Consider the following 25,237-nt stretch of genomic DNA (forward strand, 5'->3'; position numbering starts at 1 on the left):
ATGGGGGCTCACTTCAAGGAGCCATACCATGACCCCCAACCTGCTTGTTCTCAACGGCAATCCCAAACCCGACAGCCTCTGCCACGCCCTCGCCCGAGAGTATGCCCGCAGTGCCGAGCAAGGGGGCGCGCGCGTCACCCTGCATCACGTGGGGGAGCTCGCCTTCGCGCCGGATCTTCACCATGGCTATGACGAGGTGCAACCCCTCGAACCGGATCTGCAGGCGGTGCAGCAGAGCCTGACGCAAGCCCACCATCTGGTGATCGTCGCCCCCGTCTGGTGGGGCCACCTGCCAGCCCGGCTCAAGGGGCTGCTGGATCGCACCCTGCTGCCGGGTTTCGCCTTTCGCTACCAGCCGGGGAAGGCGCACCCGGAGCAGTTGCTCGCCGGCAAGACGGCGCGCCTGCTGCTCACCATGGACAGCCCCCCCTGGTATTACCGCTGGTGGCAGGGTGCCCCCCTGGAGCGCACCCTGGACAAGCCGGTGCTGGGGCTGTGCGGCATCCGGCTGACCCACCGCCAGCATCTGGGGCCCGTCCACACCTCGGATGAGGGGGCCCGCCAGCGCTGGCTCAGCCAGGCCGGAGCCGCCGCCCGCCAGGATGTGCGGCGGCTGGGCAGGCACCCCGCCTAATCCCTGCCATGGGCATGTTTTACCCATTAAAAAGCCCCGCAGTTGCGGGGCTTTTGTCGTCGAGGCGGGGGTTATTTTGCCGCAATGGCGTCGGCCATGGGGCTCTGGAACTCCTGCTCGGCTTCTGCGAAGCGATCCTGCATGGCCTTGGAGGGGGCCTTGTCCAACAAGCTGAACAGCACGATAGCCAGGGTGGCAAACAGGAAGCCCGGGATGATTTCGTACAGACCCAGCCAGCCGAACTGCTTCCAGATGATGACGGTCAGGGCACCGGTCAGCATGCCCGCCAGGGCGCCGTTGCGGGTCATGCGGGACCAGAGCACGGAGAGCAGCACCACGGGACCGAAGGCGGCACCGAAGCCGGCCCAGGCGTAGCTTACCAGCCCCAGCACCCGGTTCTCCGGGTTCACGGCCACGGCGATGGCGATGAGGGATATGAGCAGCACCATGGCGCGGCCGACCCACACCAGCTCTTTCTGGGAGGCGTTCTTGCGCAGGAAGGGCTTGTAGAGATCCTCGGTGATGGCGCTGGAGCAGACCAGCAGCTGGCAACTGAGGGTACTCATCACCGCCGCCAGGATGGCGGAGAGCAGCACGCCGGCAATCCAGGGGTTGAACAGGATCTTGGAGAGCTCGATGAAGACGCGCTCCGGGTTGGTGGTCACGCCGCCCGCCTGCTCGGTGAAGGTGGAGAAGTAGGAGAGGCCGAAGAAACCGATGGCCACGGCGCCGCCCAGGCACAGCACCATCCAGGTCATGCTGATGCGACGGGCGCTGGCCATGGAGTGGTGGGAGTCCGCCGCCATGAAGCGCGCCAGGATGTGGGGCTGGCCGAAGTAGCCCAGGCCCCAGGCCATCAGGGAGATGATGGCGATGAAGTCCAGGTTCTTGAACATGTCGAGGTTGCTGGCGTTCTGCGCCGCCACCTGCACCATGGCGGTGTCGATGCCGCCCACGGCGATGATGACGAACACCGGGGTGAGGATGAGGGCGAAGATCATCAGGGTCGCCTGCACGGTGTCGGTCCAGCTTACCGCGAGGAAGCCGCCGAAGAAGGTGTAGGTGATGGTGGCCGCGGCACCGATCCAGAGGGCGGTGTCATAACTCATGCCGAAGGTGCTCTCGAACAGGCGGGCACCGGCCACCACGCCGGAGGCGCAGTAGATGGTGAAGAACAGCAGGATCACCAGGGCGGAGAGGATGCGCAGCACCCGGCTCTTGTCTTCGAAGCGGTAGGTGAAGTAGTCCGGCAGGGTCAGGGCGTTGCGGTTCTTCTCGGTGTGAACCCGCAGCCGACCGGCCACCCAGCGCCAGTTGAAGTAGGCGCCGACGATGAGGCCGATGGCGATCCAGCTCTCGGAGATGCCGCCGATGAAGACGGCGCCAGGCAGGCCCATCAGGAGCCAGCCACTCATGTCGGAGGCACCGGCGGAGAGGGCGGTCACCCAGCTCCCCATCCGGCGGCCGCCGAGAATGTAGTCGTCAAAGTTACGTGTGGCGCGATAGGCGATGAAGCCGATCAACACCATCCCGAGGATGTACACCAGAAAGGTGATGAGCATGGGGGTGCTAGCTGTCATTCAAAACTCCGTTATGTGACGTCTGTGCCCGTTCTTGCGACGGACTCTTCCTTAAAAAAACCGGCCTAGAGTAATCAGCAGATCGCCGGACCACAACCACTTTTAACAAATAAAAAACACATGGAAAACGTTTAACACCTAACCAAGCAACCACTCAATTGCAATAAGGCCGGATTTTATCCCGACCTGCCAAGGGTTTACCCTGATGATCCCCTCCCCCGCGCCATAAAAAAGCCCCGACAGTGGCCGGGGCTCGGAATACCGACGGGCGGGATCAGCGGTTGATGGCGATGGGCATGCCGCTGCGCTGCTCCAGGGCCTGCTTGACCAGCTGGGAGTCGCTGTCCGCGTGGGCGATGAAGCGGGTCACGGCGGTGGACATGGGCAGCGGGGCCGGCAGGCTGGAGTTGAACTCCTCCTGGTTGCGGGAGAGAGGCTGGTGCACTTCCAGATAGCGGCGGCCATCCGGCTCGACAGAGGCCTTGATGGGCTGGTTCACGAACTGGACGCGGGTACCGACCGGGACCTGCTTGAACAGGTACTCGATGTCGTCGTTGCGCAGACGCACGCAGCCGTGGCTCACCCGCAGGCCGATGCCGAACTGGGCGTTGGTGCCGTGGATGGCGTACATCTTGCCAATGTAGAGCGCGAACAGCCCCATGGGGTTGTCCGGACCGGCCGGCCAGACCGCAGGCAGGGTCTCGCCACGGGCGGCGTACTCGGCGTGCATCTTCGCGGTCGGGGTCCAGGTCGGGCCCGCCTTTTTGCGCTGCACGCTGGTCACCCAGTCTTCCGGGGTGTCGGTGCCGAGCTGGCCGATGCCAATCGGCAGCACTTCCACCACCTTCTTGCCTTTGGGGTAGTAGTAGAGGCGCATCTCGGCGACGTTCAGCACGATGCCTTCACGGGGGGCATCCGGCAGGATCAGCTGATGCGGCACGACCAGCTTCTCGCCCGCCTGCAGCAGCAGGGGGTCTGCCTTGGGGTTGGCTTCCAGCATGTTGGTCAAGCCGAGCTGGAATCTGGCCGCTGCCGCTTCCAGGGGTTGGCCCGCCTCTTCCGGGGACACCACGTAGTCCAGGTTCTCCCCCACCAGGCGGCTGTTGGCTGCGGGCAGGGCATATTCGATGGCGAGGGCGGGCATGGCGGCCAGGATCAGGGAGCAGCACAGTGCGGCCGCCGTGTTGTGGAGGAGCTTCATAACTTTCCTGTGATAAAGGGGGTGGTTCAGCACTCTGGCCAGCGCGGAGGCGACAGGCGCGCCCGGGGCGAAGAGAAGGCCGCCATTTTTCTCCTCTGCCATGCAAATTTCAACCGCCACGTGCTGACGGGTCGGTGATTAAATACGGTGCCGCGCTGCGCCACGGCACCTTGTCATAAGCGGGATCAGCCGTTTTTCCAACTGTGCATATCATAACCGGTTGGTGACTGATGCAAACGCAGATGGAATTGCTCAATTATCGCAAATATGTGGTCGAAAATATCAGCCTGTATCCCTTCATACTCGGCCCAGGCGGTGGTCGCCGTGAAGCAGTAGATCTCCAGCGGCAGGCCGTCCGTGGTCGGTGCCAACTGGCGCACCATCAGGGTCATGTCCTTGCGAATGCCCGCATGAGCCCGCAGGTAGGCGTCCAGATAGGCGCGCAGGGTGCCGAGGTTGGTGAGGTGGCGACCATTGATGGGGCAGCTGATGGCATCGCTGAGCTGCTGGTTGTAGCTGCTGAGCTCCTGCTCCTTGCGGCTGAGGTAGGGCGCCAGCAACCTGGCCTGCTTGAGCTGCAACTGCTCCTGCGAGGTGAGGAAGCGCACGCTGGTCATATCGATGTTGACGCTGCGCTTGATGCGGCGCCCGCCGGATTCGGTCATCCCCTGCCAGTTCTTGAAGGAGTCGGAGATGAGGGCATAGGTAGGGATGGTAGTGATGGTCTTGTCCCAGTTCGACACCTTGACCGTGGTGAGGCCGATGTCGGTCACCTCGCCGTCCGCGCCGTACTTGTCCATCTGCAGCCAGTCACCGACGCTCAGCATGCGGTTGGCGGAGAGCTGGATACCCGCCACCAGGCCGAGGATGGGGTCCTTGAACACCAGCATCAGGACCGCGGTCATGGCCCCCAGGCCGCTGAACAGGAAGAGCGGCGACTTGCCGAGCAGCAGGGCGATCATCAGGATGCCCACCAGGATGCTGGCCACCAGTTTCACCCCCTGGAAGATGCCGCGCAGGGGCAGATCCCGCCCAAGCCGGGTATGGCGGCTCAGGGAGAGCAGGCAGTCGAGCAGGGCGAACAGGGCCAGCAGCAGGAACAGCAGGATCCAGAGCTGGGCCAGCAACTCGATAAGCGCCAGGCTCTCGGACGCTTTGGGCAGCCAGATCTCCGCCTGACCGAGCAGCACGGCGCCCTGGAACACGAAGGCGAGCCGGTAGAAGAGGCGTTGCTGCAACTGGGGAGGCAGCCACATCTGCTTGGTCTTGCCAAGCAGCCCCACCAGGCGCACCAGCAGGATGCGGTGCAGCACCAGGTGCAGCACCATGGCGGTCAGCACGATGAACCCCAGGGCAATCACCAGGGCCATCATGGGGGTTACATCGACCCCCAGGCCTGACAACCAGTTGAAAAACATCTCTTTCATCGTTACCTCCGCAATATCACACAGCGGTCAGGGTACGCATCTGGTCCCCCATGTCAAATGACAGGCCGATCACTATTGCCGAAACGACAACGCCCGGCAGGGGCCGGGCGTTGTCGTCACCAGAGGGTGCCTTAGCCGACCAGGCTCAGGGCATCACGGGCGATCACCAGCTCTTCGTTGGTGGGCATCACCAGGGCCAGACGGCTGCCTTCGACGGTGATGGGGCCTTCACCGCCCAGTACGGCTGCGTTGTTGGCCTCCTTGTCGATCTTGAAGCCGAGCAGGGCCAGTCGGGCCAGCACCATCTCGCGCACCATGGCGGCGTTCTCGCCGATGCCGCCGGTGAACACCAGGGCGTCCAGGCGACCATCCATGGCGGCAGCATAGGCACCGACGTACTTGGCAACGCGATAGGTGAAGACGTCCAGCGCACGCTTGGCACCGGCGTCGGTGGCGTAGTTGCCGGTGACGTAGCGGCAGTCGCTGCTCTCCTCGGTCATGCCCAGCAGGCCGGATTCGCGGGTCAGCACCTGGTTGATCTTGTCCACGCTGTAACCCAGGTTGTCGTGCATGAAGAAGACGATGGCAGGGTCGATGTCACCGGAGCGAGTGCCCATCGCCAGCCCTTCCAGCGGGGTCAGCCCCATGGAGGTGTCGACGGACTCGCCGTTCTTGATGGCGCAGACGGAGGCACCGTTGCCCAGGTGGCAGTTGATGATGTTGAGCTCATGGAGCGGTTTGCCCAGCGCCTTGGCGGTCTCTTCGGCGATGAAGCGGTGGGAGGTACCGTGGGCGCCGTAACGACGGATACCATTCTCGCGATAGAGCTTGTAGGGCAGCGCGTAGAGGTAGGCTTCCTCTGGCAGGGTCTGGTGGAAGGCGGTGTCGAACACGGCCACGTTCTTGTCGGCCAGGGCCGGGAACACCTTGAGGGCGGCACGGATGCCGATGAGGTGCGCCGGGTTGTGCAGGGGGGCAAACGGAATGGCGGCCTCGATGCCGGCAATCACGCCCTCATCGATGCGCACGGAGCGGGAGAACTGCTCGCCGCCGTGCACGATGCGATGGCCGATGGCGACCAGCTGATCGGCCAGGGCGGGATCCTGGGGCAGGATGTGGCCCACGATGTGGTCGAGGGCTTCCTGGTGCGCGGCACCGGCGCCCAGCATGGCGTCGCCCTTGACCCCGTGGAGTTTCCATTTGATACGTGCGTCATCCAGATTGAAGCATTCGGCCAGGCCGGACAGCATGTCCTCGCCCGTTTCAGCGTCCATTACGGCAAATTTCAGGGAAGAGCTACCGCAGTTAAGGATCAATACCAACTTGCTCATGTTCTACATCTTCCTGTGCTTCGGCTTTACGCCGACAGTGTCGTGTCATCCAGCGATGGATGGGATTCCCCTGCCGGGGGCTTATGGTCGCAGGAGGGTGCGTCCAATTTTTCAAATCGTTGGGCGCAGACCGTTCGTCTGGCGCGCGCGTCGAATCAGCGATTCGCAACGGGCCTCTGTTGGCCCAATCACTCGGGACTCCAGGCCCCGAATGCCACTCAGGCGCCGGTCAGCAGCGACTGGTGAACCTTGACGACCAGCTTCTTGACCGGACCTGGGGTCGTCAGGGTACAGAGGGGGCGATGCAGTTCTCCCGGCCAGAAGATGGCGAAGTCGCCGGGCTGCAACGCCAGATAACTGGTCTGCTCGTCATCGACGAACCAGAGATCGGAGTGAGGATGGTCGGCACCGTCCCGGCTGTAGGCGTGAGGGCCTACGCCGATCCACTCCTCGCCGCGCAGCAGCAGCTGGATGTCCAGATACTGCTCATGAAACTCGCCCCGGCGATCCGCCACCGACTCTGTCAGATCCTCGCTCACCAGGCAGAACAGCATGAGGCCGTCGACCTCCTGCTTGCCGAGGGGGGCGTGCAGCCAGCGTTCGACGCTTTGCACCACCTCGGCCACGATACGGTTCAGGGGTGCAGGCAAGGGGGTGCGTTGCAAGGTATCCAGACTGCCGGTGATCATGAGGTTCGCATCCTTAGATATATCTGTGGTCTATCTTTGTGCACCAATGAAAAAGGACCATTGAAGGTCCTTTTATCGTCTCGTCTGCCATCCGTGCAGACGGGGGCGCTGTCGCTTCCAAGCCGATGGCGCCGAGTCACTGTTGCATACTCGTCTGCCCCTGCCAAGAGATACTCGCCCATTCACCCGATGATCGTACCAGTTGAAACAATATTATTCACTACCCAATCTCCCCCGACTTTGACCAGACGCAAAAACGGGAGCATCTGCTCCCGTTTTTTTTCCATAACCCGCTCAAAGCGGTGCCATTCAAACCTTGCCGGCGTTTTCCACCGGCTTGGCGTACATGGCGCGCCAGATGGCCTTGTGCTCTTGTGGCACCTCGGACTGGCGAGTCAGGAAGGCACTCTGCTCTATGGTGCTGGCCTTGCCGGGCACATCCGCCGCGAGGTAGTTGCCCGGGAAGAGGCGATAGCTGCTCCAGATCGCCTTGTCGATGAGCGCCGCCAGCTCGTCCGGATCGCTGAAGCCCTCGGTGATGGGGGCGCCGAAGGAGACATGTACCCGCCCCTTCTGGCCGACGATGCCCGCGACGATACTCTCGATGTCCTCGAACTCGCCCTTCTCGTAGCTGCCGTTGACCGACTTCTCGTAGAGCTCGCGCGCCTTGGCCTTGTCGGTGGGATCCAGCTCGTAGCTGATGCTCACCGGCACGATGTTGAGGCTGCGCATGTAGTCGACGAACTCGATCTTCTGCTTCTTGCCGTCCACGTAGAACATCTTGAGGATGGCCGGATCCGTCTTGTCATCCCCGTCCTTGGCGCGCCCCTCCTTCTGGGCGATCCAGATGGAGTGCCCCTCGTGCACCGACTGGCCGATGTAGGCCGACAGCTCGCCGAGGGCCTTCATCATCTCCCGCGGTCCCTTGGCAGAGCGCTTGACGATGAAGCTCTTGTTGAGCTTCATCAGCTCGGTGGCGCAGGGCTTGCGCAGCAGGTTGTCGCCGATGGCGATGCGCACGGTATCGAAACCGTGGGTGTGCAGTCCCCAGTTGACGAACGCCGGATCCATGGCGATGTCCCTGTGGTTGGAGACGAACAGGTAGCCCTGCTCCTTCTTGAGGTGTTCGAGCCCGGAGAAGCTCACTCCCTGGGTGGAGGTGGCGATCATCCTGGTCATGTAGCGGGTCACCCCCATCTGTACCTGATGGATGGTGCTGACCTTGGCCCACTTGTGGCGCAGGAACTGGCGGATCAGCGGGCGAATGGCCCAGCCCAGCCAGCTCATCAGGGAACCGAAGCGGTATTTGGCGATGGCGCCGATAAACTCGTCATCCTGGATCAGCCGCTCGATGGCAGCCGGCACTTCTTCATCGCGATAGGGGCGAATGTCCGCGAATCTATCTACTTCTGTCACAATGTCTGCCTTGCATGTATGGAGTCGCGGCCTGCGTCTGCCGGCCGGGAAAATTCAGGGCGCAATTTTACACGCTTTTATCCCCAGGGGTATGAGAGGTGTACAGATAGTGCGATCTTGCAGTGAAAAAGCGATGGCGGTCACCCGCCAGCCCCCCTTTCGACAACGGCTTTGCTAGCCAGCGGGATTGATGAGCGCGGTGAGGACGTGGTCCTCCCAGCGGCCGTTGATCATCAGATAGTCCCGAGCGTACCCCTCCTGCTCGAACCCCAGCCGTTCGAGGAGCGCGCCGCTTCGCAGGTTCGCGGGCATGTAGCTGGCCATGATGCGATGCAGGCCCCGCTCCCGGAACAGGTGATCGATGCCTGCGGCCACCACCTCCTGCATCAGGCCCTGCCCCTCGTGCTCCTTGTCGATGGCATAGCCCAGGTGGCACGCCTTGAACATGCCCATCACAATGTTCGTGAAATTGCAGGTGGCGAGCACCCGCTCCCCCCTGGGATCGAGCGCCACCAGTTGCACGGCACTGCCCTCGAAATAGTGGCCGTAACCGTCGCGCAAGCGGGTCTGCCAGTGAGCGAGGGTGTAGAAGCTCTCCTCCCGCCTGGGCTCCCAGGGGGAGAGGTGGGCGCGATTACGCAGATAGAAATCCACCATCAGGCAGGCCCGCTCCGGGGTCAGCACGGTCAGCCGGGTACGGGGGGTGACAATGTGGGGCAGCGTCGTCATCTCGCCCTCAGGAGGTTGGAAGCGGACAGAAGGGTCATCAGAGATCCCTCAGCCTCAGCCACTCGTCCCGCAGCAGGCCGTAGTGCACATGATCCACCACCCTGTCCGCCAGCCGCTCCGCCCGCCGGGTCATCCCCTCCTGGGTCATTCCCAGCCGCTCGCACACGGCCCGGCTCGCCTCGTTCTCGAGGGCGGCGCTGATCTCCACCTTCTCCATCCCCATCTCCTCGAAGGCGTGATGGATCAGGGCCTGGCAGGCCCGGGTGATGATGCCGTGCCCCTGCCAGCGCTCCGCCAGCCAGTAGCCGATGGTCACCTTGCCGAGATCCTGATCGATCTGGTTGTAACCGATGACGCCGACCACCTCCCCCTGATACTCGATGGCCGTGGTCAGCCCCTCCCCCCGGGCAAACTTCTCGATGGCGTGGCGAATGAAGGTGGCGCTGTCGGCGGGCTGCTGGATGTGGGGCACCCAGGGCAGCCACTGGGAGAGGTAGTCGCGATTGCGCTGGCAGAGGCGAAACAGCTCGCTGGCCATGTCGGGTTGCAGGAACAGGAGCGCCAGCTCGTCATCCAGTTGCCATGAAAACATCGCCACTCCTCCCCGGTTCCGCTCCGGCCATCTGCCGTCATGGGAGCCAATGTAGTCAATCAATCCCTTGTTTGCCAAGGACTTTTCAACCGGCTTCCCCGCTGGCAACCCCCATATGGCGATCCCCATGCGGGCACCTTGCTACCAAGGTCATCAATCACCCCTCACAGCGGTTCAACATGCTGCCATTACCAGTATTTGTGGATGATTGGCGCTGTAAAAGTGAATCGTGCTACCTGTTTTCGCTGCCCTGTGACAAATGACAGGCCGTTATTTTCCCCCTTCCCACTAGTGTAAGAGCGCCGGGCAACGGACCCGGCGTGTAATCTTCATCGACTAAGGAAAGACGAGATGAACAAAGTCTATTTGGCCGTCATGCTGGCCTGCTGGGGAAGCGCCGCCATGGCGGCAGAACAGGTGGAAGTGAACCAGGTCTCCGACCTGGCCGGTGCGGTGAGTGGCGCCGCCAAGATTGGCGCCCTTGGCGCCGGGGATGGCGAGTTTCGCAAGGTGCGGGCGGTGACGCTGCCCAATGGCCAGCAGCGGATACGCTATGAGCAGACCTGGCAGGGGATTCCGGTGTGGGGCCAGGTCCTGGTGGCCGATCAGGCGCTGGGGGGCCAGGTCAATCAGGTGTCCGGCACCATGCTGCGCAAGATCGATGCCGACCTGACGGGCCCGGCCGTTGCCCTCTCCGCCAGCGACGCCGCACGCCAGGCTCGCAGCGGTGCCAAGGGGAGCAACGAACAGGTCAAGCTGTTCGTGATGCAGGATGAGACCGGCCAGGCCAGACTGGTCTATCTGGTCTCCTGGCTCGCCGCCAGCAAGGAACCGAGCCGCCCCTTCGTGATGATCGACGCCCAGACCGGCAGCGAGCTCAAACGCTGGGAGGGGATCAACCACAAGGACGCCACCGGCCCGGGGGGCAACGTCAAGACCGGCAAGTATTTCTACGGCGCCGACTTTGGCCCCCTCCAGGTGGATGACAACTGCCGCATGACGGGGACCAACGTGGACACCCTCAACATGAATCACGGCACCACGGGGGGCACCATCCACCAGTTCACCTGCCCGGAGAACACGGTCAAGGAGATCAACGGTGCCTACTCCCCTCTCAACGATGCCCACTACTTCGGCAACGTGGTGTTCGACATGTACCGCAACTGGTACAACACGGCACCGCTGAGCTTCAAGCTCAAGATGCGGGTGCACTACAGCCGCAACTACGAGAACGCCTTCTGGGACGGCAGCCAGATGACCTTCGGCGACGGGGCCACCACCTTCTATCCACTGGTGAGCCTGGATGTGGCGGCCCACGAGGTGAGCCATGGCTTCACCGAGCAGAACTCAGGGCTGGTCTACTCCGGTCAGTCCGGCGGCATCAACGAGGCCTTCTCCGACATGGCGGGGGAAGCGGCCGAATACTACATGAAGGGCAGCAACGACTGGCTGGTGGGGGCCCAGATCTTCAAGGGCAACGGCTCCTTGCGCTACTTCGAGGACCCGGCCCGGGACGGCAAGTCCATCGGCCACGCCAGCGATTACTATGACGGCATCGACGTGCACCACAGTTCCGGGGTCTACAACCGCGCCTTCTACCTGCTGGCCAACACCAGCGGCTGGCAAACCCGCAAGGCGTTCGAGGTGTTCGTGCTGGCCAACCGCCTCTACTGGGGCCCCAATACCACCTTCGATCAGGGGGCGTGCGGGGTAACCAGGGCCGCCACGGATCTCGGCTACAGCGTGAGCGACGTGGCAGCCGCCTTCACCGCCGTCGGGGTCAATGCCACCTGCGGCGGCACCACGCCCCAACCGGGCAGCGTGCTGCAAAACGGGGTACCGGTGAGCAATCTCACCGCCGCCAAGGGGGGCAAGCTGAACTTCACCGTCGAGGTGCCCGCCGGCAGAAGCCAGCTGGTGGTGACCAGCAGCAGCGGCAGCGGGGATGCGGATCTCTACGTGAAGTTCGGCAGCGCACCGACCGCCAGCAGCTATGACTGCCGCCCCTACAAGAGCGGCAATGCCGAAACCTGTACCCTGAACGCCCCCAAGGCGGGGACCTGGCACGTGCAGCTGAGCGGGTTCAGCGCCTTCTCCGGCGTCACCCTCAAGGCCAGCTACTGAGTCTGAGCAGGCATCAAGGGGAATAAGCGAAGAGCGCCGGCCTGGTCCGGCGCTTTTTTATGTCCGCTTGCCCGACCAGCGCCGGGCAAGAGTACGGGCCGCCTCCAGCACCCGCTCCTTGGCGGGATTGGGGCGCTTGCCGCTGCGCCAGGCCATCATCACGTCCCAGTGATCCGGTGGCAGATCCACCACGTCCAGCTTCACCAGGCGACCGAACTCCAGATCCCGAGTGATGGCGAGCGCCGGCATCAGGGTGATGAAGCCGTGCTCCAGCGCCAGCTCCCGCGCCGCACTCGCTGGCTGGATGGCGTGCAGCGGGCTCGCCACCTGGCGCAGCAGACGCAACTGCAGGATCAGCTCGTCGCAGCCCGTCCCCCACTGCTGGGGCGCCAGCCGCTCGTTGGCAATGTCCTGCAGGGTCAGCCCCTGCCGCCCGGCCAGCGGGTGGGTGGCGCAGGCCACGGCGATGATGGGGGAACGGTAAAGCAGTTCGAGCTGGATGCCCGCGATGGCAGGGCACTTGAGAATGAAGCCCACGTCGGTCTCGCCGGTCAGCAACTCCTGCATGATGATGCCAGAGTGATCCGTGTTGCAGCGGATCTCGAAGGTCTCGTCCACCAGGGCCAGCAGCAGGGGGCCGAACACCGCCGTGGTCAGGGAGGGGAGGCAGGAGAGCCGGATCCGCGGCAATGCAGGCGCTCCCTGCATCGCCAGCCGTCCCCCTTCCAGTGCGCTCAGGGCCGCAGTCGCGGCAGGCAGAAACTGCTCGCAGGCCGGGGTCGGGGTGGCCCCCCGACGATGGCGACGGAACAGGGACTGACCCAGCTCCTGCTCCAGCACGGCAATGCGCTGGCTCACCATGGGTTGTGACCAGCCGCGAATGGCGGCCACCTTGCTGAAGCTGCCACGGTTGGCCACATCCAGCAGCAGTTGCAAATCGTCGAGGGTCATAGCCATAACCAAATCCAATATGAAATATAGCCAGTTGTCGGCTACCACTATATCTGGAGCCCCACCAGAATAGCAGCATCAATCGTCATGAACCGGCTGAACGCCACCGAGCCAGGGAGTTGTCATCCTCCTTGGCTCTGTTTGGTGACGGCGCCGTTCGGGCAAGAAAGACAACAATATCAGCGAAGCAAACAGAGGTATCAGGGTCATGGTGGATCGGGCGAGGCGGTTGGGGCGGTGGTTCTTGGCATTGGATTCCCTGCTGGTGATCCTGGGCTTCTTCGTGGTGATGCCCATGATCAGCCTGCGCTTCGTCGACCAACTGGGCTGGGCCGCCGGTGTGGTCGGACTGGCACTGGGGCTGCGTCAGCTTACCCAGCAGGGGCTGGGGGTCTTTGGCGGCTCCCTCGCCGACAAGTTCGGGGCGCGCCCCCTCATCGTCTGCGGCATGCTGCTGCGGGCGCTGGGGTTTGCCAGCCTGGCCTATGCCCAGAGCGGATTGGAGCTGATCCTCTCCTGCATCATCTCGGGGCTGGGTGGCTGCCTGTTCGATCCCCCCCGCGCCGCCCTGGTGATCAAGTTCACCCGGCCACGGGAGCGGGGTCGCTACATCTCCCTGCTGATGATGCTGGAGAGCGCCGGCGCCGTGGTGGGAGCCCTGCTCGGCAGCTGGCTGCTCAACTTCGATTTTGAATATGTCTGCCTGCTGGGTGCCGGTCTCTTCGTCTGCGCCGCCCTGTGCAACCTGCTGATCCTGCCCCCCTACAAGCTTTCGGTGCGCCCGACGCCGATCCGGGACGGCCTCGGCCAGGTGCTGGCGGACAAGGCTTTCTGCCGACTGGTGCTGATCTTGAGCGGCTACTACGCGCTCTGGGTGCAGGTCATGCTGATCTTCCCCATTCTGGTCAAACAGATGGCGGGCAGCACCACGGCGGTGGGCTGGATGTATACCCTGGAGACGGCCATCTCCCTGGCCCTGCTCTACCCCCTTGCCCGGTTCGGCGAGCGCCACTTCAAGCTGGAGAACCGCCTGATGGCGGGGGTGCTGCTGATGACCACGGGGATCGGGCTGGTGGCCTTTGCCACCACCTTGCCCGCCGTCTTCCTGCTGCTCGCCTGCTTCTATCTCGGCATCGTCATCGCCGAGCCGGCGCGGGAAACCCTGATGACCAAGCTGGCACAACCGGGGGCGCGGGGCAGCTACATGGGCTTCAGCCGACTGGGGCTGGCGCTCGGGGGCATGACGGGTTACGTGGGGGGCGGCGCCCTGCACGACTACGCCATGGCCCAGGGGCAACCCTGGTTGCCCTGGCTGGTGCTCGGCACCGTCGGTGTCACCACCTTGCTGCTGCTGGCCAACTGCTTCCAGCGCGGCTCCCGCCTGGCAGGGGTCAACGCCTGATCCTCTGGTAATCATCCCGTCTACCCCGGGCGCCCTTCTCTTGAAGGGCGCCCTTTTTTACCTTCTCCTTGCATTGCCCTCCCCCTCGTCTACGCCCATCCGCCCGAAAATCCCCCATAAAAAAAAGCGGCAGATTGCTCTGCCGCTTTTGTCCAGCCCGCTTGGCTGTTACTTGTTGATATCCAACATGTTGTTTTGCAACATGAAGTCGATCACCTGGTTGGCAGTCGTCCCTGAACCGCCCGTCAGGGTGTCGAAGGTGTGGTTCATCAGCACTATCTCCTGGGTCACCGGCGCCGCACTGCTCTCCTTGACCTGCAGGTGCACCCCTTCGCTGTCCTGGAACACCGAGAGCAGGCTCTTCAGGGAGCTCTCGCTCTTGCTGCCATCGCTGTCGAGCAAGTCGCTCAGATCCAGCTTGTCCCCTTCCGACTTGCTGAAATCGACGATGTAGTCCTTGGCCACCTTGCCAGCCTCGGTATCCCCCTTCAGCCAGGTGAAAGTATCGGCACCTGCATCCCCCATGAGGATGTCGTTGCCGGCCCCCCCGATCAGGATGTCGTTGCCCAGCCCGCCGCTCAATATGTCGTTGCCGGTACCGCCATAGAGGGTGTCGTTGCCACTGCCACCATAGAGGCGATCGTTGCCGCTCTCCCCATAGAGGGTGTCGTTGCCGCTACCACCGAACAGGGTGTCGTTGCCGGCACCGCCGTACAGGAAGTCATCACCCCCCTGACCGAACAGGATGTCATTGCCATCACCGCCGAGGAGGGTGTCACCCTTGTCATTGGCCGACGACTGATCGAACTCGCTGGCGTGATCCGTGATGTAGGCGTGCACCTGGGCATCGGTCACCGACCCGGCCCCCAGCTTGCCGCTCACATACTGCTTGATGGCCGCATACCCTTCCCCGCTGATGCCGGTGAAGCGTACCGCGTCGCCAAACAGGATGTCGTCGCCCGCACCGCCATCCAGCCTGTCAGCGCCGGGCAGGTTGCTGACCGGCGTCCCCAGGATGGCATTGGCGAGATCGGAGGCATTGACCCCTGTCTTGATAACGCCATCGGAGTCATAAGACTTGAGGTCGTTATAGGAGATATTCGCTCCCAGTCCGATCGCCTCGACGGTCACTCCCATGCCGGTCAGCAGGCCGAAGCCAGCTACCGAGTTGGTGATGGTTGTGTCAGAGGAGTCCTGCCCATTGCCGCCAAGAGACCAGTATACGTAACCGCCTTTACCATCTGGTCGCATGGCTCCGATGGTGCTCTGGGTACCCCGCCAGTCGTAGGAGTAGACCCTGCCCTGAGCATCAATGATGGTCTTCCCATCATTGTTATAGATTTTGCCCGCCACATAGCTGCCCTTAAGCACCGTGTTAAGACGAACATCATCATCCCAGAACTTATCATTGACGATCGGATTGCCTCCCTCACTGTCCAGATAGAAGGTCGGCTTGCCATCGGTAATGAAATAGGTCAGGTTCTTGGCATTCGTATTACCTTGTGCGGTCGAACTGTTGAACCAGTTGGCCGTGGTCTGGAACACATCTTCATAGTTGGTCCCGCCGCCACTGTCTTTGCTGCCATCCATGCTGTCGAGGATCGCCTGCAACTTGGTCAACGCATCCGAATCCTTGAGGTTCACGCTCACCGATTTGTTGGCCAACGTATCAAAGTCCACCAGGAAGATATTGACCTTGCCCGCACCGGCTGCCCCCGCAGAGTTCTTGAGGCTGGTAAACACTTGGGACAGCTGGGTTCTGATGGTCGCCATGGCGTCACTGCCGATACTGCCGGAGCTGTCGACCATAAAGGCGAGGTTGTAGTTCTGGCCCGGCAGCATCACGCTGCCATCCAGATCCCCCACCACGATATTGTGCTCGCTGCCATAGGTCCGGTTCTGGTCCCCCGGCTCCCCTTCGGTGGCGTTGAAGTAGCTCAGGCGGATGCTGTCGTCATCGGTCGCGGTACTGGTCAGATCGGTCCCGACCTCCTTGGCGATGACATCGACCTTGAGATTGACCAGGCCCGCCTTGTCACCCGGTACCCGCAGAGTCAGGCCGCTCAGGTTCAGATCCAGTGCATTGCTGCTCCACAGCTTGTCCGACGCGGTGAAGGTCAGCTTGCCATCGTCCCCGACGGTACCCAGCAGCTGGCTGCCCTTGTAGAGCTCGGAGCCTTTGGGCATGCCGCTCAGCACCAGGCTGTCAAACACCTCGCTGCCATCCCTGTCGGTGAGGGAGGCCGTCAGCTCGACCGGGTAATCCACCTTGGTCGGCGGAACCAGGGTCAGCTCACCCGTAGTCTGGTTGATCTGGTAGATGCCGTCTGCAAACTGGACATATTCCATGTCGTGCAGGGCCTTGGTCACCCCGACGCCCCGCTCGAACACGACGAAGTCGAACCACTTGTCGTTGTTCGAATAACCCTCCCCCTTCTTGATGGAGTAGTCGGCACGATTGCCGGGCAGCACGGCGATATCCGTGCCAGTCCCGCCATAGAGGCCGTCATTGCCAAGACCGGAGACCAGGATGTCGTTGCCTTCACCGCCGTAGAGGGAATCGCCCTGGATGGCATCGCTGCCCACCAGAATGTCATTCCCCTGGTTGCCGACCAGGCTGTCGCCGCCTCCCTTCTGGCTCACGATGTAGTCGTTGCCGCTGGTGCCATTGACCTGATCCTGCCCAGAAGAGCTATCGGTCAGGGTCTTGGTGATCCCGAGAGCCCCCTTGTCGAAGCTGCCGGACTGGAACTGGCCCGTGGTGATCCCCGCGCTCGGGAAGCTCAGGTTGTAAAGGGGAATACCGTTGCCCACCAGACTCAGGTTGACGGTCGGCTTGTCAGCCACCGCCGCCACGTCGATCACCAGCTTGCTGCCGTTGCTGAGGTTGGCACCGTCGCTTATCTGATAGCCGATGCTGGCATAGTCGCCCTTCATGTTGCCGACCACGGCGCCGTTGCCGCTGGCGGCATGGATGCTCGATTCGTTCAGACCTGGCACGAAGCGCAGATGGCCTGCGTTCACCTCGGCATAGGAGATGAGGGATCCGGTTTGCACCGCAACCCACTGCCCAGCCGCATTGAGGTATTCGAGGGTACCGTTCAGCGGCAGGGTGTTGATCTGCACCCCGAGATCAGTCGCGTCCTGATCGTCGCTGGCACCGAACTGGGCCCAGGTCAGGACCTGGGGCTGATCTTCGGCACCGACGCTGTGGCCGCCAGCCGCCGTCGGCGCCCGATCGTTGTCCACTATGGTACCGGTCCCGCTCTGACCACCGATGGTCACCGAGAGGGTCTCGTTCGTCTCGACCAGACGATCGTTCACCGTCGGGATGGTCACCGTGAAGTCTGTCACGCCCGCCGGTACCGTGATCTTGCCGGTAGTGCTGTTGTAAGTCACGCCGTTGCTGAACTGGGCATTGCCCCAGTCCTGGTTGGAGGCGGGGTTGTTGCCCGATCCGCGAATGGCGAAATCGTATTCGGTCGCTTCCTGGGTCGCATCGGACAAGGTGACCTTGTGCAACAGGTTGCCCCCTTCAGTCACGCTCTCGCTGGAGACACCCTGAACCAGCGGCGTGAAGAGAGGCTTGGTGGCAAAGGAGCCAATGCTGGCGTCACCGTCACCATCCACCACCCAGATCTGGAAGTCGATGTCACCATCACCCAGGGGTTTGGACATGCGCTGGTACTGGAAGAACTCCCACTTGCCGGTGGCTGGCGTGAACTCCAGCTTGAAGACGAGGTTGCCGCCCGCATCCTTCCCGAGCAGGGTATTGGCCCCGCTGGCGGTGATGGCGATGGCTGAGCCGGAAGCCGTCCGCAGACCATTCTCGAAGGTCGCCGGGTCCAGCACCAGCCCGATGGAGCCCTTGCCGTCCGCCCCCCACTGCGGGGTCACGGTGCCGGAACCATAAGCGATGGCCTGCGCCGTGTTGGCACCGAGGAACTCGATGCTCTGTACAGTGAAGTCGCTGTTGTCGGAGGTATTGGTGTTGCCGTTGTTGGTCGCCTTGATCACCATGGTATCGAAGCCACCCTGCTGCACCTGGAAGTTCTGGTTGAACTCCCCACCCGATGCGTTGGAGTTGAATACCAGAGTGCTGATCAGCACACCACCGCGATAGAACTCCACGACCCCGCTCTCCAGCTCGCCGCCAAACATCTTGCTGAACTTGATGTTGGCGCCGTAGGCAACCTTGCCCGCATCCAGCCTGACGATCAGCTGCTCGGAGGCGGACGATCCGTCGGCAAAGTGACGGAAGTCAATCTCGTTGGCGAGGTTGTGGTAAGGCGCAGCACCGCTGGCCACCCCCAGCCCCGAGCTGGAGCCGTTGACATCCGCCGTTACCAGTGAGGAATCGGTTGCCGACTTGAAGCCCAGGGCGCTGATGGTAAAGCCCGCCATGTTCAGGGTGCTCTGGTTGCCACTGTACTTGGTCAGGTCGAAGAGCCCGGTCAGCACATTCGGAATATCGGTCTTCACCACGGAAACGGCATCGCTGTTGCCGGCAATGGGGGAGTCGTCCTCGACGCTGACATCCAGCTTGCCCTTGGTGACGCCACTGCCATCGGAGACTTCCACGTCCAGCTGGAACGACAGCTTGTCTTCCGAGGTCGTATCCCCGTGGTCGAGGGGGCCCTTGAGGGTCACGTCATAGGTCCACTCTCCCTTGCCGCTGGCATTGGGTGCCGTCAGCTTGACCTCAACCACCGCCTTGTAATCGGCGCCGTCAATCGCCCCCGTGTAGCCGACCAGCGTCTTGCTGCCCGCATCCCAGCTCCACTGGACCTTGGCCCCACCGGACGTCAGCCCGGCCGGTCCGTTCAGGCTGATGGTAAGCGTATCATGGCTGTCAACATCGCCGACCGTGATCTTGCCGCTGGCGGCCACTCTGTCGGTGGTATCGCTGCTGCCTGCCGTATCGGTAATGCCGCCAGCAAGCCCTTCTTCGGAGACCACGGCCCCCTTGTCGATACTCAGGGTAGGTGCATCGTCGGTGCCGTTGATGGTGATCGTCACCTGGTGGCTGCTGCCGTCCTTGCCGTACACGGTAAAGACTTCAACCTTGCTCTCGTCTTTGCCCAGGTACTGCACCTTGCTGTTGTCGACGCTGTAGCTCCAGGTACCGGTCTCGGTGATGGTCAGGCTGCCCAGCGCGCCCTGCGGTGCGCCCACCTTGGTGGTGTCAAATGCCGGCTTGTCGTTCTGGTCCGCGTCGCTGATGGTCAGATGACCACCCACGGTCAGCTGGACCCCCGCCTCTGCCGGGTTGGTGTCCACGTCCTCGGTCACCGCGCCAGCGTCCTTGTCCGTGCCAGTCACGGTAATGGTCGACTGGTCGTCGGCACCGTTGATGGTGATCGTCACCTGATGGCTGCTGCCGTCCTTGCCGTACACGGTAAAGACTTCAACCTTGCTCTCGTCTTTGCCCAGGTACTGCACCTTGCTGTTGTCGACGCTGTAGCTCCAGGTACCGGTCTCGGTGATGGTCAGGCTGCCCAGCGCGCCCTGCGGTGCGCCCACCTTGGTGGTGTCAAATGCCGGCTTGTCGTTCTGGTCCGCGTCGCTGATGGTCAGATGACCACCCACGGTCAGCTGGACCCCCGCCTCTGCCGGGTTGGTGTCCACGTCCTCGGTCACCGCGCCAGCGTCCTTGTCCGTGCCAGTCACGGTAATGGTCGACTGGTCGTCGGCACCGTTGATGGTGATCGTCACCTGATGGCTGCTGCCGTCCTTGCCGTACACGGTAAAGACTTCAACCTTGCTCTCGTCTTTGCCCAGGTACTGCACCTTGCTGTTGTCGACGCTGTAGCTCCAGGTACCGGTCTCGGTGATGGTCAGGCTGCCCAGCGCGCCCTGCGGTGCGCCCACCTTGGTGGTGTCAAATGCCGGCTTGTCGTTCTGGTCCGCGTCGCTGATGGTCAGATGACCACCCACGGTCAGCTGGACCCCCGCCTCTGCCGGGTTGGTGTCCACGTCCTCGGTCACCGCGCCAGCGTCCTTGTCCGTGCCGGTCACGGTAATGGTCGACTGGTCGTCGGCACCGTTGATGGTGATGGTCACCGTGGTGGTGGTCTTGCCGTCCGCGTTGGTCACCGTGAGGGTGTCGGTCAGCGTCTCGCCCGCCTTCAGCCCCTGGATCGCCGCCTGGCCGTTGTCGGCGCTGTACGTCCACTTGCCGTCCGCGCCCAGCACCAGCTGGCCGTACTTGCCGTCGAGCGTGCCCGCGATGAACTTGTCTTCACCGGCGTCGCCGCCGGTGCCGGCCGCCAGCGTGCCGCTGGCTTGCAGCAGGTTGCCCGGCTGCACATTGCGGTCTTCGGTCACGCTGCCCACATCCGGCGTCAGCGTCGGCACGTCGTCGGTGCCGTTGATGGTGATGGTCACCGTGGTGGTGGTCTTGCCGTCCGCGTTGGTCACCGTGAGGGTGTCGGTCAGCGTCTCGCCCGCCTTCAGCCCCTGGATCACCGCCTGGCCGTTGTCGGCGCTGTACGTCCACTTGCCGTCCGCGCCCAGCACCAGCTGGCCGTACTTGCCGTCGAGCGTGCCCGCGATGAACTTGTCTTCACCGGCGTCGCCGCCGGTGCCGGCCGCCAGCGTGCCGCTGGCTTGCAGCAGGTTGCCCGGCTGCACATTGCGGTCTTCGGTCACGCTGCCCACATCCGGTTTCAGCGTCGGCACGTCGTCGGTGCCGTTGATGGTGATGGTCACAATGTGCGGCGTGCCATCCATACTCTGCACGGTGAAGGTCTCGACCTTGGTCTCACCTTCGCCCAGGTACTGCACCTTGCTGTTGTCGACGCTGTAGCTCCAGGTACCGGTCTCGGTGATGGTCAGGCTGCCCAATGCACCCGCACTCGGGGTGCCGTTGCCGGCCACAAACTTGGCCTCATCGGCGCCGTCCACATCGGTCACGCTCAGGGTGCCAGTCTCGGTCAGGATCGGGTTGGTTTCGTCTTCCACCACGCCACCGGTGTCGGTGCCGGTAATGACAGCCGCATCGTTGACAGGCGTAACAGTCCCCGTCACCCCACCTGTGGCGCTGTTCAGGCCATCGGTGATGGTGTATTCAAACGCGATGCTGCCATTGAAATCCGGGGCCGGCGTAAAGATCAGCTGGCCATTGCTCAGGGTGACGGAGCCATTGCTGATCGCTACCGAGCCACCTTCGGCAATGGTCTGGCCGTTGATGGCGGTAATGGTGAGGCGATCACCATCCACATCCGTGTCGTTGCCAAGCACATTGATGGTGACGGTGCCATCCTCCGCCACGGTGAACTGGTCGTCCCCCGGCAGAGGCGCGGCATTCACCACGCTATTGTCGGTCCCCTTGGGCGAGGTGTTTCCCGCAAGGTCGGTCAGGGTGGCATCCACAGTGATGGGGCCGTTGACTGGCAGATCCGTAGTGGGGATGGTCAGGGAGACCTGGGTACGGCCGATGTCGTCAGTCGTCAGAATTCTGCTGGAGTCAGGCACGCCATCACCGTTCCAGTCCACATCGAGACGATCGCCAGCCTTGGCATCGCCCGGCAGCCGGATGATGACATCCATCCCATTTTCGCGCTCGTTGGCGGAGATGACATTGTCCGCGCCGTCCTGGATTTCGACTTGTGGCGCCGAGGGCGCGGTACTGTCCACGCTGCCATCATCGGTCGCGGTGCCGGTGTTACCGGCCGGATCGGTCACGGAGGCCGTCACCTGATAGCCCCCTTCGGCCAGAGGTGTGGTGACATCCACGCTGAAGCTGCCATCCGGTTGCACCGTAGCGGTCAGGGTCTGCTGATTGCCATTGGCATCGGTCACCACCAGAGTCACCGTGCTGCCAGCGGGGGCATCCGTGGTACCGGTCAGGGTCGGCGTCCGATCGTTGGTGTTGTCGGGGGCAGAGACGGTGATAACGGGAGCGGTGAGGTCGACCAGCTCATCCTCACTGCTTTGCGCATCCACCAGCGGCGCCGCGTCAGCCGGGTTCGCGCTGTCAAAGCCTGCGCTGGAGATGGTTGCATCACCGGTACGATCGATGGTGACGAAACCGCCATTGCCGCTGGCACCAGCCACGCCCCCCGCATTGCCTGCGGCCGGGGCTCCACCCGCCGCCGACGCTTCGAATGCCTTGGTGGGGTCGGTTCCGTCCAGAATCGCTTGCTGCAAGGCGGCGATGTCATCGGGCGTACCCGCGTTCGCCAGCACGGCGTCACCCTCTTCGGGGCGCTCGCCGGACCCCAGGGTGAACGTAGTCTCCCCTCCCTGGAAGCTGGCTCCTTCGGGCGCAAGCAATACCGCATCCTTGGGCAGTACATCGCCTTCTGCAACGAGTCTCTGGCTCCCGTCGGCGGCGACCAGATACATTTTGCCTTGCAAGTGGGTAACGACGACATCCTGATCCAATACGATGCGCTGATTGCTCATGGTTTCTCCTGAAATATCGAAGGGCATATTGCTCCAGCCTCCAATGTGCCCGTTTATCAGGCCATAAACCAGTGAGAAAAATCGAATGAACAGACCGAAATGAAGCCGGGTTTCGGGGTGAAAACGAAGGGACGTCGAAGATGAATAAAATTAATTAAATCAATAGCATCAATTGTGACAAAACGAAGACGGGAGCCTCATCGGCTCCCGTCTTGTGAGGTGTCAGACACCGGCCCAGAGCAGGATGGCCAGCAGTTGGGGCGAGATGATCCGCAGGAACATCACCAGGGGGTAGACGGTCGCGTAAGAGAGTGCGCTGGCGCCACTGGTAGGGTGCATGCCGTTGGCAAATGCCAGAGCGGGAGGATCCGTCATCGAGCCGGCCAGCAGACCGCACAGCGTGAGGTAGTTGAGCTTGCCATAATGGCGTGCCAGCACACCCACCAGCAGCAGCGGGATGAGGGTGATTGCCACACCGTACATCATCCATGCGGGACCGTCGCCGTTGATCAGGGTGTCGATGAAGCCGGCCCCGGACTTGAACCCCACCACCGCCAGGAAGAGCACTATGCCTATTTCCCGCAGCGCCAGGTTGGCGCTCGGCGGCATGAACCAGTAGAGCTTGCCGATGCTGCCGATACGAGACAGGATGAGCGCCACCACCAGCGGTCCCCCTGCCAGCCCCAGCTTGAGCGCCGCCGGGAATCCCGGCAGGTAGAAGGGAATGGATCCGAGCAATACCCCCAACCCGATACCGATGAAGACAGGCAGCATCTGCACCTGTTGCAGTTTCTGCTGCACGTTGCCCACCACGCTGGTGACCGCCTCGATGGCATCGAGCCGCCCCACCAGGTTCAGGATGTCACCGAACTGCAGACTGGTCTGACTGGTCGGCACCAGCTCGATGCCGGCCCGATTCAGGCGCGAGATGACCACATCGTATTTCTGCTTGATGTCGAGATCGCGGATCCGCTTGCCGAGCACCTGCTCATTGGTGACCACCACCCGCTCGACCCGCAGATCGGTCCCGCGGGTGGAGAGGGAGGTGTCTACCTCCTCTCCAAGCACCAGCAGCACCTTGTGCAGGGCATGGCGCTCCCCCACCAGGTGCAGCAGGTCGCCAAGTTCGATGCGCGAGTCGGGCTTTGGCACCATCAGTTCGTCGCCACGCTTGAGTCGGGAGCAGATGACGTCCGCCTCGTCCAGACTCGGGATCTCGCGGAGCATCAGGCCATGCATATTGGGATTGCGCACGGCAATGTTGATGGTTTGCAGACTCTCCTTGGTCTTGCCAGCCTGCTGCTCGAAAGCGACCGCCTCCTCCTCGATCTTGATGTGGAAGAACATCCGGATGAGCCACATGGTGAGCAGGATGCCGCAGATCCCGAACGGGTAGGCCACCGCATAGCCCATCCCCATCAGGCCGGTGGATCCAGGATCCGCCCCGAGCTCCGCCAGGATCTGCTGGCCAGCCCCCAGGGACGGGGTATTGGTCACGGCCCCGGAAAAGACCCCGAGGATCACCGGCAACGGTACATCGAACAGCTGGTGCAACGCTGCCGCCACCAGGCAGCCGAGCAGAACCAGCAGGGCCGCGAAGCCATTGAGCTTGAGGCCCGAACTGCGCAAGGAGGAGAAGAAGCCGGGACCGACCTGGATGCCTATGGTGTAGACGAACAGGATCAGGCCGAATTCCTGAATAAAATGAAGTGTTTGCTCATCCAGCTTCAACCCGGACAAGCCGGCGAAGTGGCCCACTATGATGCCGCCGAACAGCACCCCGCCAATACCCAAACCCACGCCATAGACCCGCCAGTTTCCCAGCCAGAGCCCCAGCACTGCCACCAGCGACAGCATGCTGATGGAAAGCGCGATCTCACTCATCGTTTGCATCCTTTCCAAACTGAACTGGCACTAGCTTGTCAGCAAACGAAGGGGGCAACTGTGGGGTGCCGCACGAATTCAGGCTTTCATGAGCACAAAAATACCAATTAAGGGTTAGCCATCAGATGTAGCCATAAATGGCCATGAAGTGGCACAGACTGCCCCCCAGCACAAACAGGTGCCAGATGGCGTGGTTGTAGGGAATGCGCTTGGCCACATAGAAGATCACTCCCAGGCTGTAGATGAGACCACCCAGCCCCAGCAGCAGGAGCCCGGTACCATCCAGATGCAGATAGAGCTGGTAGATGACCACCAGCGACAGCCAGCCCAGCATCAGATAGGTAAATAGCGACACCTTCTTGAAGCGATTGATGAAGATCAGTTTGAACACGACCCCCGCCAGGGCCAGCCCCCAGATCACCACCATCAGTCCTTGCGCCAGCGGCGTATCGAGCGCCACCAGCAGGAAGGGGGTATAAGTGCCGGCGATCAGCAGATAGATGGCGCAGTGATCGAACAGCTTGCTCCAGCGTCTGGCCGCCACCGAGCTCACGCTGTGATAGAGCGTCGAGGCGAGATAGAGCAATACCAGGCTGGCACCGTAGACGCCGTAGCTCAGCAGTACCCTGGGCCCCTGATCCCACCCCTTGTGCAGCAGCAAGACCAGTCCCAGTCCGCCCAGCAGCAGCCCCAGCCCATGGCTGAGGCGATTCGCCCACTCTTCCCGTGGGGAGTACCCCGTCACATCCATCATTACCTCCAATCCATTACCGGCCCACTCTAGCGGCCGACGTTTCAGGCTACAAGTGTTAGCTGAAAATAAAGGGGCGAGGAGAGGGAGGGCCAGAGATGGCTGTGCCCCCCGCCC

At 62.6% G+C, this 25,237-nt stretch carries 15 protein-coding genes; 3 read left to right on the forward strand and 12 right to left on the reverse strand.

Annotated features, from left to right (window positions below; genetic code table 11):
* Positions 1 to 28 precede the first annotated feature (28 nt).
* Entirely contained in the window at positions 29 to 634 is a 606-nt protein-coding gene (locus tag H7R73_RS18520) for an NAD(P)H-dependent oxidoreductase (protein WP_103259600.1), read from the forward strand.
* Between the two features lie 71 nt (positions 635 to 705).
* Here H7R73_RS18520 and putP read toward each other — a convergent pair whose 3' ends face one another.
* The 8 genes from putP to H7R73_RS18560 all read right to left on the reverse strand — a co-directional run bounded on the left by putP (position 706) and on the right by H7R73_RS18560 (position 9,599).
* Complete coding sequence (gene putP / locus H7R73_RS18525) at positions 706 to 2,214, reverse strand: sodium/proline symporter PutP (protein WP_103259599.1); 1,509 nt, start codon at positions 2,212 to 2,214, stop codon at positions 706 to 708.
* A gap of 274 nt (positions 2,215 to 2,488) precedes the next feature.
* Positions 2,489 to 3,415 carry a L,D-transpeptidase family protein gene (locus tag H7R73_RS18530; RefSeq protein ID WP_010675523.1) on the reverse strand — a complete coding sequence of 309 codons (927 nt, stop codon included), beginning with the start codon at positions 3,413 to 3,415 and terminating at the stop codon, positions 2,489 to 2,491.
* 185 nt (positions 3,416 to 3,600) lie between these two features.
* The gene (locus H7R73_RS18535) at positions 3,601 to 4,842 is read right to left on the reverse strand and encodes a mechanosensitive ion channel family protein (RefSeq protein ID WP_010675524.1); all 1,242 of its coding nucleotides are present in this window, start codon (positions 4,840 to 4,842) and stop codon (positions 3,601 to 3,603) included.
* A 131-nt stretch (positions 4,843 to 4,973) separates the two neighbouring features.
* Positions 4,974 to 6,173, reverse strand: a complete 1,200-nt coding sequence (locus tag H7R73_RS18540; RefSeq protein ID WP_041215759.1) for an acetate kinase — start codon at positions 6,171 to 6,173, stop codon at positions 4,974 to 4,976.
* A 218-nt stretch (positions 6,174 to 6,391) separates the two neighbouring features.
* On the reverse strand, positions 6,392 to 6,862 hold the full coding sequence (locus H7R73_RS18545; protein WP_103259596.1) for a YhcH/YjgK/YiaL family protein: 471 nt from the start codon (positions 6,860 to 6,862) through the stop codon (positions 6,392 to 6,394).
* Positions 6,863 to 7,171: 309 nt separating this feature from the next.
* Entirely contained in the window at positions 7,172 to 8,278 is a 1,107-nt protein-coding gene (locus tag H7R73_RS18550; RefSeq protein ID WP_010675527.1) for a 1-acyl-sn-glycerol-3-phosphate acyltransferase, read from the reverse strand.
* A 174-nt stretch (positions 8,279 to 8,452) separates the two neighbouring features.
* Positions 8,453 to 9,007: a GNAT family N-acetyltransferase gene (locus H7R73_RS18555; protein ID WP_042016041.1), complete on the reverse strand. Its 555-nt coding sequence runs from the start codon at positions 9,005 to 9,007 to the stop codon at positions 8,453 to 8,455.
* Between the two features lie 37 nt (positions 9,008 to 9,044).
* On the reverse strand, positions 9,045 to 9,599 hold the full coding sequence (locus H7R73_RS18560) for a GNAT family N-acetyltransferase (protein ID WP_042016040.1): 555 nt from the start codon (positions 9,597 to 9,599) through the stop codon (positions 9,045 to 9,047).
* A gap of 351 nt (positions 9,600 to 9,950) precedes the next feature.
* Between H7R73_RS18560 and H7R73_RS18565 the strand changes: the two genes are divergently transcribed.
* Entirely contained in the window at positions 9,951 to 11,723 is a 1,773-nt protein-coding gene (locus H7R73_RS18565) for a M4 family metallopeptidase (protein WP_103259595.1), read from the forward strand.
* Positions 11,724 to 11,780: 57 nt separating this feature from the next.
* Here the strand turns inward: H7R73_RS18565 and H7R73_RS18570 are convergent, their stop codons facing one another.
* Positions 11,781 to 12,680 carry a LysR family transcriptional regulator gene (locus tag H7R73_RS18570; protein ID WP_029314793.1) on the reverse strand — a complete coding sequence of 300 codons (900 nt, stop codon included), beginning with the start codon at positions 12,678 to 12,680 and terminating at the stop codon, positions 11,781 to 11,783.
* 202 nt (positions 12,681 to 12,882) lie between these two features.
* Between H7R73_RS18570 and mdtH the strand changes: the two genes are divergently transcribed.
* Positions 12,883 to 14,076: a multidrug efflux MFS transporter MdtH gene (gene mdtH / locus H7R73_RS18575; protein WP_029314794.1), complete on the forward strand. Its 1,194-nt coding sequence runs from the start codon at positions 12,883 to 12,885 to the stop codon at positions 14,074 to 14,076.
* Positions 14,077 to 14,244: 168 nt separating this feature from the next.
* Here mdtH and H7R73_RS18580 read toward each other — a convergent pair whose 3' ends face one another.
* The 3 genes from H7R73_RS18580 to trhA form a co-directional block, all read right to left on the reverse strand.
* Positions 14,245 to 22,485: a retention module-containing protein gene (locus tag H7R73_RS18580; protein ID WP_103259594.1), complete on the reverse strand. Its 8,241-nt coding sequence runs from the start codon at positions 22,483 to 22,485 to the stop codon at positions 14,245 to 14,247.
* Positions 22,486 to 22,707: 222 nt separating this feature from the next.
* Positions 22,708 to 24,369, reverse strand: a complete 1,662-nt coding sequence (locus H7R73_RS18585) for a putative transporter (protein WP_010675535.1) — start codon at positions 24,367 to 24,369, stop codon at positions 22,708 to 22,710.
* A gap of 121 nt (positions 24,370 to 24,490) precedes the next feature.
* Positions 24,491 to 25,123, reverse strand: coding sequence for a PAQR family membrane homeostasis protein TrhA (gene trhA, locus H7R73_RS18590; protein ID WP_039041319.1), 633 nt, complete (start codon positions 25,121 to 25,123; stop codon positions 24,491 to 24,493).
* Positions 25,124 to 25,237: the final 114 nt, after the last annotated feature.

The sequence above is a fragment of the Aeromonas sp. WP2-W18-CRE-05 genome (assembly GCF_014168615.1).
Taxonomy (GTDB): Bacteria; Pseudomonadota; Gammaproteobacteria; order Enterobacterales; family Aeromonadaceae; genus Aeromonas; species Aeromonas caviae.

Excerpts from the sequence above, each read along its gene's own strand:
- H7R73_RS18520 (WP_103259600.1), top strand. The coding sequence starts at position 29 with ATGACCCCCAACCTGCTTGTTCTCAACGGCAATCCCAAACCCGACAGC.
- putP (WP_103259599.1), bottom strand. The coding sequence starts at position 2,214 with ATGACAGCTAGCACCCCCATGCTCATCACCTTTCTGGTGTACATCCTC.
- H7R73_RS18530 (WP_010675523.1), bottom strand. The coding sequence starts at position 3,415 with ATGAAGCTCCTCCACAACACGGCGGCCGCACTGTGCTGCTCCCTGATC.
- H7R73_RS18535 (WP_010675524.1), bottom strand. The coding sequence starts at position 4,842 with ATGAAAGAGATGTTTTTCAACTGGTTGTCAGGCCTGGGGGTCGATGTA.
- H7R73_RS18540 (WP_041215759.1), bottom strand. The coding sequence starts at position 6,173 with ATGAGCAAGTTGGTATTGATCCTTAACTGCGGTAGCTCTTCCCTGAAA.
- H7R73_RS18545 (WP_103259596.1), bottom strand. The coding sequence starts at position 6,862 with ATGATCACCGGCAGTCTGGATACCTTGCAACGCACCCCCTTGCCTGCA.
- H7R73_RS18555 (WP_042016041.1), bottom strand. The coding sequence starts at position 9,007 with ATGACGACGCTGCCCCACATTGTCACCCCCCGTACCCGGCTGACCGTG.
- H7R73_RS18560 (WP_042016040.1), bottom strand. The coding sequence starts at position 9,599 with ATGTTTTCATGGCAACTGGATGACGAGCTGGCGCTCCTGTTCCTGCAA.
- H7R73_RS18565 (WP_103259595.1), top strand. The coding sequence starts at position 9,951 with ATGAACAAAGTCTATTTGGCCGTCATGCTGGCCTGCTGGGGAAGCGCC.
- H7R73_RS18570 (WP_029314793.1), bottom strand. The coding sequence starts at position 12,680 with ATGGCTATGACCCTCGACGATTTGCAACTGCTGCTGGATGTGGCCAAC.
- mdtH (WP_029314794.1), top strand. The coding sequence starts at position 12,883 with ATGGTGGATCGGGCGAGGCGGTTGGGGCGGTGGTTCTTGGCATTGGAT.
- H7R73_RS18580 (WP_103259594.1), bottom strand. The coding sequence starts at position 22,485 with ATGAGCAATCAGCGCATCGTATTGGATCAGGATGTCGTCGTTACCCAC.
- H7R73_RS18585 (WP_010675535.1), bottom strand. The coding sequence starts at position 24,369 with ATGAGTGAGATCGCGCTTTCCATCAGCATGCTGTCGCTGGTGGCAGTG.
- trhA (WP_039041319.1), bottom strand. The coding sequence starts at position 25,123 with ATGATGGATGTGACGGGGTACTCCCCACGGGAAGAGTGGGCGAATCGC.